The sequence below is a fragment of the Aliivibrio sp. 1S175 genome, assembly GCF_001690985.1.
Lineage (GTDB): Bacteria > Pseudomonadota > Gammaproteobacteria > Enterobacterales > Vibrionaceae > Aliivibrio.
Window position 1 is genome coordinate 43,456 of the sequence record NZ_MAJS01000024.1, and the last position, 12,481, is coordinate 55,936.

At 37.6% G+C, this 12,481-nt stretch carries 12 protein-coding genes; 7 read left to right on the plus strand and 5 right to left on the minus strand.

Annotated features, from left to right (window positions below; genetic code table 11):
- Positions 1-315: 315 nt before the first annotated feature.
- Positions 316-1,782 carry a peptide MFS transporter gene (locus A6E06_RS09885; protein ID WP_065592403.1) on the minus strand — a complete coding sequence of 489 codons (1,467 nt, stop codon included), beginning with the start codon at positions 1,780-1,782 and terminating at the stop codon, positions 316-318.
- 429 nt (positions 1,783-2,211) lie between these two features.
- Between A6E06_RS09885 and A6E06_RS09890 the strand changes: the two genes are divergently transcribed.
- The 5 genes from A6E06_RS09890 to A6E06_RS09910 all read left to right on the plus strand — a co-directional run bounded on the left by A6E06_RS09890 (position 2,212) and on the right by A6E06_RS09910 (position 7,985).
- Entirely contained in the window at positions 2,212-3,324 is a 1,113-nt protein-coding gene (locus A6E06_RS09890; RefSeq protein WP_065592402.1) for an NADH:flavin oxidoreductase, read from the plus strand.
- Between the two features lie 463 nt (positions 3,325-3,787).
- Positions 3,788-4,975 (plus strand): glycine betaine/L-proline ABC transporter ATP-binding protein ProV, encoded by a 1,188-nt coding sequence (gene proV / locus A6E06_RS09895; protein ID WP_065592401.1) that lies wholly within the window; start codon positions 3,788-3,790, stop codon positions 4,973-4,975.
- A 4-nt stretch (positions 4,976-4,979) separates the two neighbouring features.
- Entirely contained in the window at positions 4,980-6,074 is a 1,095-nt protein-coding gene (gene proW / locus A6E06_RS09900) for a glycine betaine/L-proline ABC transporter permease ProW (RefSeq protein ID WP_065592400.1), read from the plus strand.
- Entirely contained in the window at positions 6,071-7,078 is a 1,008-nt protein-coding gene (gene proX / locus A6E06_RS09905) for a glycine betaine/L-proline ABC transporter substrate-binding protein ProX (RefSeq protein ID WP_065592399.1), read from the plus strand. The genes proW and proX overlap by 4 nt, the downstream gene beginning before the upstream one ends.
- Positions 7,079-7,325: 247 nt before the next feature.
- On the plus strand, positions 7,326-7,985 hold the full coding sequence (locus A6E06_RS09910) for a nitroreductase family protein (RefSeq protein WP_060992004.1): 660 nt from the start codon (positions 7,326-7,328) through the stop codon (positions 7,983-7,985).
- Positions 7,986-8,086: 101 nt separating this feature from the next.
- Here the strand turns inward: A6E06_RS09910 and A6E06_RS09915 are convergent, their stop codons facing one another.
- Positions 8,087-9,058 (minus strand): LysR family transcriptional regulator, encoded by a 972-nt coding sequence (locus A6E06_RS09915; protein ID WP_065592398.1) that lies wholly within the window; start codon positions 9,056-9,058, stop codon positions 8,087-8,089.
- 49 nt (positions 9,059-9,107) lie between these two features.
- Positions 9,108-10,037 carry a Gfo/Idh/MocA family protein gene (locus A6E06_RS09920; protein ID WP_065592397.1) on the minus strand — a complete coding sequence of 310 codons (930 nt, stop codon included), beginning with the start codon at positions 10,035-10,037 and terminating at the stop codon, positions 9,108-9,110.
- A gap of 162 nt (positions 10,038-10,199) precedes the next feature.
- Here A6E06_RS09920 and A6E06_RS09925 point away from each other — a divergent pair, with 162 nt between their 5' ends.
- Positions 10,200-10,889 (plus strand): DNA-3-methyladenine glycosylase I, encoded by a 690-nt coding sequence (locus tag A6E06_RS09925; RefSeq protein ID WP_065592449.1) that lies wholly within the window; start codon positions 10,200-10,202, stop codon positions 10,887-10,889.
- Positions 10,890-10,931: 42 nt separating this feature from the next.
- Here A6E06_RS09925 and A6E06_RS20105 read toward each other — a convergent pair whose 3' ends face one another.
- Positions 10,932-11,054 carry a hypothetical protein gene (locus A6E06_RS20105; protein ID WP_255310624.1) on the minus strand — a complete coding sequence of 41 codons (123 nt, stop codon included), beginning with the start codon at positions 11,052-11,054 and terminating at the stop codon, positions 10,932-10,934.
- A 434-nt stretch (positions 11,055-11,488) separates the two neighbouring features.
- Between A6E06_RS20105 and A6E06_RS09930 the strand changes: the two genes are divergently transcribed.
- Positions 11,489-11,974 carry a hypothetical protein gene (locus A6E06_RS09930; protein WP_065592396.1) on the plus strand — a complete coding sequence of 162 codons (486 nt, stop codon included), beginning with the start codon at positions 11,489-11,491 and terminating at the stop codon, positions 11,972-11,974.
- 36 nt (positions 11,975-12,010) lie between these two features.
- Here the strand turns inward: A6E06_RS09930 and A6E06_RS09935 are convergent, their stop codons facing one another.
- A complete protein-coding gene (locus A6E06_RS09935) occupies positions 12,011-12,295 on the minus strand; it encodes a hypothetical protein (protein ID WP_065592395.1) in 285 nt (94 codons plus the stop codon).
- Positions 12,296-12,481: the final 186 nt, after the last annotated feature.

A 12,481-nucleotide genomic window follows, 5' to 3' on the forward strand; every position in this document is an offset into this window, starting at 1 on the left:
TTTTTTACTAATTACACAACCAACTTACTTATTTAACATTTAGTTATCACTAGTCATAAGTGAAATCTAAAATACTATTTTTGGAATGACCAACAAGACCTTATTTAATCAATGACTTACAAAATGAAACACCAAGAAACATTTAGCAACAAAATTTACTGACGTAATGATGACAATCAAAAATGAATTTTAATGCAGAGAAAAGATTTAAGAAATATACATGGATGACTTGCAAAAATGGAAGGAAATAAAAGCGATAAGGCGGGATATAGAGGCAACAACAGACACATTATCTGTTGTTGCTCATAAGACCAATTACATTGCGGTTTGTTTACGGTGTTTAAAATCAACCAACATGCCAAGTACAAATACGCCTACCGTCACAAATAGGATACTTTGGAATACATGGTGGTATTGAGTTGCTGACACAATCAGATCCAATGTGCCTGCATTTGCCCCAGTATCTGTTGAGGTAAACTGTGCAATATCAGCCGCTAAATAGTTAGCTACAGAGCCCCCTGCAAGCATGTAGATACCTGCTAATGTTCCTGTTGCGCCTTGTGGGTTTAATCGTGTAATCGCAGCAAGCGCTACTGGGTCAATAAACAGCTCGGCGACCCCAATACATAACAAACCAACCATTAACCAAACAAAAGTGGTTTCACCGCTCGCCATGGCTAATTTAGAAGACAACGTAATTAAGCTAAACCCTGCGGTTAATAATAAAAGACCAATATTTAACTTAGTTAATGTTCTTACAGAAATACTTTTTGAATCCAGAATTTTCCATAACCAAGCAACCGCTGCGCCACCAATAATCACGGCTATTGGGTTAATGGCTTGGAAGAAAGCCGTTGGGATCGTAAAACCACCAATATTAGTATTAATATTACGTTCAATGAACAAGCTGATAGAGCTACCACCTTGTTGATCGAATGCCCAAAAAACCGTACCAAACAACATAAAGTACATAATTGAATTTAGCTTTTGGCGATCTTCTGCATCACTTTTTCGATATAGGTTAATGATATGGACCAAAGACATTAAACAAATAACAAATAAGATGTACCCTGCCCATAGGTTTTTAAGCACAAAGACTAAACCTAGGGTTGCCACTGCAACCGCTACGATTAATAAAGACCAATGAGGGATACCTGCACTTTTTTTCTTTAATGCTGGCATATTTGGTTGGCTTACATGACTGAAGTATTTACGGCCTGAGATAAAAACACACAAACCAACAAACATACCAATCCCAGCTAATGAAAAGCCGATATTCCAACCCCATTTCATCGCAGCGAAACCACATAAAATAGGCGCAATCATTGATCCTATATTGCCCCCAATATATGAGATGGAGAAACCCGCTTCACGTCCGTGTTCTTGTTCTTTGGTTTGGTAAAGCTCACCTAACAAGCAACTTGAATTGGTTTTAAAGAAGCCGTAACCACAGATAATAAGCGACAAGGCTAAATACAATGTCGAGTGATCACTGCTGGGAATACTCAATACAAAGTGCCCACCAACCATCAATAAACTCCCTAGCACCACAGACCAGTAATTACCAAGATATTTATCTGCTAAATAACCACCAATGATTGGGGTTACATACACAAGTGATGTATACGCACCATACAAGGCATAGGCATGTTGGTCTGACATTAATAGCTTTTCCGTTAAGAAAAGGATCAATAAAGAACGCATACCGTAGTAACTAAAGAACTCCCACATCTGTATCGCAATAATGTGGAATATTCCTTTTGGTTGTTTGATCGTATTCATCTGTTGCCCCGTGACTTGTGTATCGAATTCGCATCGATATTTTATTTCGCTACTTATTCAGTAATATTGGGTAAACATACACAGCAACGATTAAAACACCAAGAAGTTTGCGGCAAATCTCGTGCAACATAAGTTTTCAAAAATAGAGGTCAAAAAATGACTCGGAAATATCAAATATAAACCACTGATAAATACATTAAATAATGAATAAAATACGAGCAATTACGTTTTTTCTTCAACCGATATGACTCGTTCTTAATATAGATTAAGGAATTTTAATTATATTGTCGGTTATATTGGCAGCAACTCATCGATATGACCAAAATACACAAAAAAAGAGCAGCCATATACATTACGGTAAGGCTGTTCTTTTTTGGTCTTTTTGTCTTCTGATGACAACAACAAAACCATAATTAAAGAGGATAACACTTGAGCACTTTGTTTACTGAAACCCATATTGGCAAGATGACATTAAAAAACCGCTTTATTCGAAGCGCAACGTGGGAAAACATGGCGACCGAAAACGGCCACATGACCGATAAGCTATACGATATCTACGAAGAACTGGCTAAAGGTGAAGTCGGGCTTATTGTCACCGGTTATGCAAACATTGTGGAAGAAGAGAAGCCAAATGCAGGCATGATGGGAATGTATAATGATTCTTTTATTGCTGAATATAAAAAGCTAACCGAATTAGTACATACTCATGACTCAAAGATTGTCATGCAGCTTGCTTATGGTGGAACAAAAACAACCTACAATGTAGAAGAAAGAGTCATATTTGCACCAAGTGAGGTGTGTGAAAGAGGCACAAAGACCTTAGGTAAAGCGATGACTCAAGAGGACATTGATTACATCGTTACGGCTTTTGCTCAAGCAAGTAAGCGGGCTCAAGAATCCGGTTTTGACGGCGTAGAGATCCACGCTGCGCATACCTACCTCATCAACCAATTTTTAAGCCCATATTACAACCGTCGTGAAGATGAATACGGTGGCAACTTAGATAATCGCATGAGATTCTTATTAGAGATTTATGCAGAGATCAGAAAACGGGTAGGCAATGACTTTCCTATCTTAGTTAAGTTAACCGCATCTGAGTTTTTTGACGGTGGTTTAACCTTTGATGAAACACGCATTATCTGTAAGAAACTGGAAGAAATTGGTGTTGATGCCATTATCATTTCTGGCAATATCCACGGAAATGCCAGCACCATGATTGGTGAATCGTTTGATGGTTACACATTGCGCGAAGAAGGTTATTTCCATGAGTATGGTGATGTGATCAGCCAAGATATTTCGGTTCCTGTTATCACCGTGGGTGGCTTGACCAACATTGCAGCTATGGAATCAATGTTAGCGAATACCAATATCCAATATTTTGCCTTATCACGTCCCCTACTTGCTGAGCCTCAACTAATTAAACGTTGGAAAGAAGGTAATCGAGCAGACGTTGATTGCGAGCGCTGCTCTAAATGCCGAACTAAGCGTGGCAATTTCTGTGTGGTATATAAAAAAAGAAAGCCGAAAAAATCACAAGCTTAATAAATAGATAGCCATAAGGGTTAGTGTAATCGCTAACCTTTAAGCAAAACAGCAACCTACATCCTCCCCATCATGACTTCATTATTCTTCCTCATTTTTGTATGCCTATAACCAGATTAAGCCCAGATTGATCTCAATAATCTGAAACAGGTAAATAACAGCCACTCCCTTTTAGTTCGTACTCAAATTAAATTACAAAAAACATCGCGCCCCTAATTATTCATTCAATAATTATCTCGTTACCTCTCGTTCACAAAAATATAATGCCAAATTATAGAGCATACAAAACAAACACAATAAATAACCGAAAAAACAATTGGTTACATAATAACGACACGTTGATTTCTTTATTGTAAATAACAAACAAAAGAGGGGGTTTGGATATTTACCGTATGGTAACTCTTGATAATTACCATCAATTTAATTATAGTACTAATGATTTTTCAATCAAAGGAATTAAAAAATGAATCCCATACTGGAAGTTAAGGGACTGTACAAAGTGTTTGGAGAGGACACTGACCGCGCATTTACAATGATTAATGAAGGCGCAAACAAAGATGACGTTTTTGAAAAAACAGGATTAACCATTGGTGTTAATGACGTTTCTCTCAGTATTCAAGAAGGCGAAATCTTCGTCATTATGGGCCTATCTGGCTCAGGTAAATCCACTCTAGTTCGTCTCCTCAATCGACTTATTGAACCAACTAAAGGCAACGTTTTCCTTAGAGGTAAAGACATTGCTCACATCTCTGAAGATGAGCTTCGTCACGTCCGCCGCAATAATATCTCAATGGTTTTTCAAAACTTCGCCCTAATGCCACATATGACAGTCATTGAAAATGCGGCCTTTGGTTTAGAGCTTGCCGGTGTTGATATTGAAAAACGTAAACAATGTGCATTAAGTGCATTAGAGCGAGTTGGACTTGATGTCTACGCTGAATCTTACCCTGATGAATTATCTGGTGGTATGAAGCAACGTGTTGGTTTAGCGCGAGCACTGGCTTGTGACCCTGATATTCTATTAATGGATGAAGCGTTTTCGGCGCTTGACCCGTTGATCAGAACCGAAATGCAAGATGAACTCATTCGTCTCCAAAATGATGATAAACGCACCATCGTCTTTATCTCACACGATTTAGATGAAGCCATGCGTATTGGCGATAGAATTGCCATCATGCAAAATGGTGAAGTGGTTCAAGTTGGTACACCTGATGACATTCTTAATAATCCAGCCAATGATTATGTCGAAGCTTTTTTCCGTGGCGTTAATGTCGCGAATGTTTTAACAGCAAAAGACATTGCTCGTAAAAAACCAGCCGCGATGTTTAAAAAATCAGAGCATGATGGCCCAGCCTCTGCCTTACAGTATTTGATGGATAACGACAGAGAATACGGAATTGTAGTAGATAAGAGCAGTCTCTACTCTGGTATTGTTTCTATAGAATCTCTTCGTAAAGCTCATAATGATAATAACTCACTGGTCAGTGCTCAACTATCCGATGGCTTAACTCTCAATCCAAACCAAGCAATCAATGAAATTTTAGGATTAGTCGCTAACGTACCTTATTCCGTCCCTGTTGTTGATGAACATGGTAATTATTTTGGTGTTGTGACGAAATCACGACTACTTCAAACGTTAGATAAGGGGTAGAACGATGTCATCATCAGATCAAACAAATAATGACCCATGGTCACAAACGACAACAGCGCCAAGTGCTGATCCTTGGGGTCAAACAGGCGATACATCAACAACGGCAGATTGGCTCAACAGCGAAGTGGTTGAAACAAAACCTTTTGATATTTTAAACCCATTTGAAGAAGCCGTTCTACCCGTTGATACTTGGGTTGAATCTGGCTTGAATTGGTTAGTTGAACATGGACGCCCGTTATTCCAAGCTATTCGTGTTCCTATCGATTTTATCTTGAGTTCATTTGAAACCACGTTAGTTTCTACGCCAGCCCCTTTCATGCTACTTATCTTATTTTTATTGGCTTGGCAGTTTTCTAACTTTAAGCTTGGCGTATCAACCGCTGCATCATTACTCGTTATCGGACTTATTGGTGCATGGTCTCAAGCAATGACAACCCTTGCTTTGGTTATGACTTCCGTCTTTTTCTGTCTGCTTATCGGCCTACCCATGGGTATTTGGTTAGCAAGAAGTAAAACGGCTGCAAAATTTATTCGTCCAATACTCGACGCAATGCAAACAACCCCTGCTTTTGTTTATTTAGTTCCCATCGTTATGTTGTTTGGTATTGGTAATGTTCCGGGCGTTGTTGTAACCATTATTTTTGCACTTCCTCCTGTTGTTCGCTTAACCATTCTTGGTATTCAACAAGTACCAGAAGAGTTAATCGAAGCCGGACATTCATTTGGTGCTAATAAAAAACAAATGCTGTACCGAATTCAATTGCCCCTTGCTCTGCCAACGATTATGGCAGGTGTAAACCAAACCTTAATGCTGTCGCTATCAATGGTGGTTATTGCCTCAATGATTGCCGTCGGTGGTCTAGGACAAATGGTATTACGAGGGATCGGTCGTTTAGATATGGGACTTGCTGCTGTCGGTGGTTTAGGTATTGTTATTCTTGCTATTTTGCTTGATAGGATTACTCAAGTACTCGGGGTAAACGCAGGTAACACTAAATTACGTTGGTACCACATGGGACCTGTATCTATCCTGCTACAAATTTTTGCACAAAAGAAAGAAAAAAAACCAGAACTAAAACTTAAGGAGAAACAAGAATGATTAATTCATGGAAGAAAGCACTCACGGTAAGTATCGTTTCAACACTGGCTTTATCAACGAACGTTTGGGCTGAAAAACTTCCTGGCGAAGGGGTAACCGTTCAAGCTCTTCAATCTACCGTTGCTGAAGAAACATTCCAAACCTCTATTGTAAACCGTGCGCTTGAAGAGCTTGGTTATGATGTACAGCCAACAAAAGAAGTGGATTACAACGTTGCTTATACTTCAATAGCAAAAGGCGATGCGACTTTCTTAGCCGTTGGTTGGTTCCCTCTTCATGCTGATAAATACAAAATGTCTGGTGGGGATGATAGCTTTTACCGCCAAGGTCAATATGTGAGTGGTGCAGCTCAAGGTTACTTGATTGATAAGAAAACGGCAGAGAAGTATAACATTACCAATATTGGTCAATTAAAAGATCCAAAAATTGCAAAATTATTTGATGCAGATGGCGATGGAAAAGCGGATTTAACCGGTTGTAACCCAGGCTGGGGCTGTGAAATGGTGATTGAACACCAAATATCGTCATTCCAACTTGAAGATACAGTAACTCACAACCAAGGTAATTACGCCGCGATTATTGCTGATACTATTTCTCGTTACAAAAACGATGAACCTATTCTTTATTATACTTGGACACCTTATTGGGTAAGTGGTGTTCTTGTTCCTAACAAAGATGTTGTGTGGCTAGAAGTGCCTTTCTCTTCACTACCAGGAGATCGTAAAAATATTGATACCACACTATCTAACGGCAAGAACTACGGATTTGAAATGAACTCTATGCGTATTATTGCAAACAAAGAGTTTGCAGCGCAGAACCCATCAGCCGCAAAACTATTTGAAATCATTAAACTGAATATCAATGACGTTAGTGCTCAAAACATGATGATGAGTAAAGGTAAAAATAGTACTGCGGATATCGAATCTCACGTAAACGGTTGGATAAAAGCAAACCGCGCTCAATTCGATGCCTGGATTACAGAAGCGAAAAAAGCAGCTCTATAATTTATCTACCCTTACTTCGTTTACACTCATTATTTATGAGTAATACAAAGGCCAATAGCATAAGCTACTGGCCTTTTTTATATCGGTATTTTTATAACTCAATCGATTATGGTATTTTTATTCCATAGTCATTGGATAAATACGCTCTGTTTCTCTTACTTCATTTTATTTATATTACTTCCATCAACAACGCGTTAGATGGATGTTCTGTCTTGTGCTTTTGTTCATCTTATTTTAGGAAGTAGATATGACTCATCCAATTATTGCCGATTTAAACTCTCGTTACACCGCTAAAAAATACGATGCAACTAAACGCATCTCTGCAGAAGATATGGATGTGATTAAAGAAGCTATCCGTTTATCAGCGTCTTCAATTAACTCTCAACCTTGGAAATTCATCGTTCTTGAAAGTGATGAAGCTAAAGAGCGTTTCCACGGTACATTCGCGAACATGTTCCAGTTTAACCAACCACACGCAAAAGAAGCATCACATACTATTTTATTTGCACACAACCCTAAGTTTGATAAAGACCAATACAGAAAAGTGGTTGATGCAGAAGTAAGTTCAGGCCACCTTCCTGCTGAGCGTTACAACGATATGCTTGATGGCGCGTACGGTTTTGTTGAATTGAATACTGATGAAACAGGCTTTAACGGTAACTGGACTAAAGCACAATCTTACATTGCTTTAGGCAACACATTACACACACTTGCACGTATGGGTATCGCCTCTACTTCTATGGAAGGTGTTGATGCACAACTCATTGGCGAAACATTTAAAGATGAGCTTGATGGTTATGTTTGTGACTTTGCTCTTGCGTTGGGTTACCACAAAGACGTTGAAGATTATAACCACGGTCTTCCAAAAGCACGTCTACCAATGGAAGATGTAATTACTGTTCTATAATATACAGAACAACCCTATGCGCTAATCATAGAAATAGAAGGTCAGACAGATGTCTGGCCTTTTTTATTGAAAACTACCATAACCCAGCTCTTTTGACTGGGTTATTTTTTTATTACGTTCTTATTTATTTGGTACATGGTGTCAAAGTTAGGGATGTGTTGCTCCCAACGTGGTGATTCACCAATATAAGCTTGAACGGCTGCAATAAACTCTCTTACTAATGCAGTTTGTTTTCTATGAGGATATAATGCATAAACAGCAAGGCCTTGATTACAAAGGCCATAATGAGTTAATAATGGCTTTAAATTCATTTCTTCTATCGATTGATCAAGATTTGAAGAAGCAATTGTCGCGTAACCTAATCCATCTCTCACAGCAGCAATGAGTGTTCTCACATCATTAACTTTATACTTTCCTTTCATTTTATAACTTTTAAATAAAGTAGAATGTGGACTCTCACTTAATCTCACTGTATCTACCGTTATCGAACCATTACTATAAATAACAGAAGGCAAAGCAACCAATTCTTCTGGGGTTTTCGGCTCACCATTTTGTTTTAAAAATTCATTTGAAGCCAAAATTACAGCGCGGGTATCTGCAATTTTTTTCGCTATTAAACTTGAATCATCTAAACGGCCCAATCGAAAAGCAATATCAAAATGCTCAGTAATAATATCCGAGCGTTTATCATCCATTAACAATACAATGTCTACGTCTGGGTAGTTTTTCATAAACTGGCTAATCACTGGCTGCAAATATTGTTGACCAATATGTAGTGGCGCCGTAATTCTAAGTCGCCCTTTGGGTTGAATATGATATGAATCCGCAATAGTTTGCACATGGCCTATTGTATTAACCAAGAGGTATGCTTGTTCTAAGATCTCTTCTCCCGCCGGCGTTAAAGAGAAAGAACGAGTTGAACGATTAAGTAACTGCACACCCAACTCTGTTTCAAGTTTTTTTATCTGCTTAGATAGCGATGAATTATCCATATCATGCAGCGATGCTGCTTTAGTAAATGAGCCTTGTTGTACAATATCAATAAAAAGTGAAAGCTGATTAACCAATGACATGTGGGTTCCTTTTTCTAGCTAAACGATGATGAACTTAAGCGTAAATTTATTATTTAATTTGATTTCTTACTTTTTGATAAATACGCTCCGCTAACTGATGACTTGCTATATTACGATCAATCACAGTATCTGCTACATTGCCTTTTTCAACCACTGAAATCCAATCTTTGATCATCGCATCAAACCCTTTACTCGTAAGCATCGGCGTCCAATCTTTCAAGTTAAGTTTTTCTTCTGTATTCTTATGCCAAATTTTGCCTTCAACAAAAGAATCAAATTCAAAAGCTTGGTTCTCATAGCTTGCAGAAACACGCTCGGTTGTTATTCCAAAATTGCGGTTCATCGAAGCGTGTAACAATGCGGTTCCTACTTGCCACTGCACATCTAGCCGTGACAGTTGATTTCCTTGTTGTTGGTGGGTGATATAGAGATCAATAATCGAAGATTGAGCATTAAGATTTACACTATCAAGAGGGTGAATAAAGTCATCAAAAATAAAGGTACGTAAATCACCAGGAAGGGCGTAGCGATTTTTTTCCCAACGCAATGAACGCAGCTGCCCTACCTCCCCTTTTGAAAGCTCAGGCAAATGTTGATTATACAACGGAATATGACGACGATTAAAACCCACATACAGTGGTTGATTGTATTTTTCCGCTATTTCATAAAGCTTCTCAACATCTTCTGCTGAATCAGCCAAAGGTTTATCAACAAACGTTGGAATACCATTTTTTAAGAAAAAAGAGGCGACCTCAAAATGCACACTGGTTGCAGCATGGATCATTACTGCATCAATATTGAGTTTCAGGAGCTGTTGGTAATCTTCACAAATTTGATCCACACGATATTTCTGTGCCAATTGTTTTAACGTATTAAAATTACGAGTACAAAAAACAGGTTCTATACCTTCAAGTTGAGTAATGATAGGTAAATACGCTTTTTGAGCAATGTCACCTAAGCCAATAATTCCAATTTTCATTTCTGTCCTTTTTCATCTAGTCTCTTACGCCTTAGTATAATTTAAATATTTTTAACATTCTTGAATGCATAAGATTATTAAGCAATATTTATTCTAAGGCATACAAAGATAATGCTATTTATGCTTCAATCTATTCATACCGTTTTGACAGATGAGAACATCATGACCATTGAAAAATTTGATTCCATTTACCAACGAGCCATTGAACGTAAAGGCGGAGAAGCACAATTAGAACAGTTGCTACATAAGCCATTATCATCTCAAGAGTTAGCTTCGATTCCTGATGATCGTTGGTTAGCGGCATTTACTGAAAAAGTATTCCAATGCGGTATATCATGGAATGTAGTTCGTAAGAAATGGCCAGAATTTGAAGACGTATTTTTCCAATTCCGTATTCAACCTTTATTGCTTCAACCTGATGAAGCATGGGAAAAGAAAGCCCAAGACCCTCGGATAATCCGCCACTTAACAAAAGTAATGACGGTTCCCGCTAATGCAATGATGATTAATATCGCCAGCCTTAAATATGGTTCTTTTGGGAAGATGGTCGCAAACTGGCCAAGCGAAGACATCATAGGGTTGTGGGGATATTTAAAGAAAAACGGTAAGCGTTTAGGTGGTAACACAGGCGCTTATGCATTGCGTCAAATGGGGGTTGATACCTTTATTTTATCTTCCGATGTGGAATCTCATTTACGTAATTGCGGAATTATAGACAGTGGTAGAGATACAAAGCGAGCGCAACAGGCAGCCAATAAAGCGTTTACACAGTGGAAAATTGAGTCTAACCGTAGCCTGTCGGAAATAAGTCAAATCATCGCATATAGCTGTGGTGACAACAGGGTTCTCTGAAAATATAAAGCACCTCATCGTAGAGGTGCTTTATAACATTAATCATTCTTTTTTATTCAACTCAAATAATATGCCAACAGCAAGCACTGCGATGATAATAGTGACTGCGTAGCTCATCCAAATGACCAATTCTGTTAGTGGGCTTAACCCTTCCGATATCAACATAACTCCTCCTTGAGCAAATCTTTTCGGTGGCTCATTTTAAACATAACAACATGTATATAATGTGACAACAACCAAAATCATGTGAAAGAACGCATAAAAATACGACGAAAAACTAACTCTCTCGGTTATTTTTTCTAACGATTACATATAAATGTTGCTTACATCTAAATGAGCCTAATGAACCCAAATATTAATTTGATTAAACGTAAATTAATCCCATACTTGATCTATAGATAATAAGAATGATAGAGAATATATGAATAAGTTAGTTTGCCCATGCTGCCGCCAACATCAAGAGTGGTTTTATAGCGAAACAAGTTGTATTTGGTATTGTATTTGTGGCAATGTTATTTTTGTTGCCTGACAAAAAATTAAGTAAAATCAGTCTTTATTGACTATTCTTATATTTCATCTGTTTTAATTTAAGGAACGATATGAAATGGATTGTCATATGTGGTTTTATTTTATTCTCATGCCCATTTAATACTCACGCCACTTCACTTCAAATTGCTTTTTTAGGCTACAGTAACCACCATGTAGACCGAAACTATGATTATAACGAAAACCATATACTGATCGGTTTTAGTATTAACAATGGCTTTAGTGCTGCTCATTTTGTCAATTCTTATAATAATAACTCCACGCTTATTGGTTGGAACTTTAGTATGGACGATAGCCTTAACATACAGAAACTGTCGTTTCGTTTAGGGGCGATGATTGGCCTAGTGACGGGTTATGAACAAGATCAAATAATTACTTATATTAATGACGACATTAGCCTTTATTTAATCCCGCAACTTACCCTTTCTTATCCTATAACAGACACAATCGCCCTCTCTCTCGTTAATGGGATTGTGCCAGATTCAAAAGGCGTAATTTTTATGCACCATCTTCAGTTATCGTTCGACGATCTGTTTTGAAGTCTTCACTAGGTGATTAACAATCTTTTGCCTTTATTATTTATTTTTAATAAAAAGCATTTTATAAAGAGATTGGAGAAACACAGAAAAACTATAGCTAGGGTCTGCTTTACCATATTCATCAACAGCATAAATAAAGTTTGATTTGAACTTTTCAACAGCTTCTTCTGGAGTATCTGCATAGATGACATCATCTTCAACCTCAAAACCGTTATCTAATATCATGGTTTTCTCGCGTAGAAATGTGCTTGAACTCATATCAAGGAAGCTATATTGCTTACGGTCACTATTGGGGATACAAAAAAATTGATACTTAGCCATATTAGTTTCCTCTATTAAATAAAACGTCTCAAAATGATTTTAATTTTAAATTGGCGTGATATTTTATTTTTAGAGCTAACGGCTCACATACAATATATGAATCAATATCACTTAACTAGCCATAATTATCAATGAAATTGTTTTATAAAAGAGATGTTCATCGCATTAACCTCAGAAAATGTATAC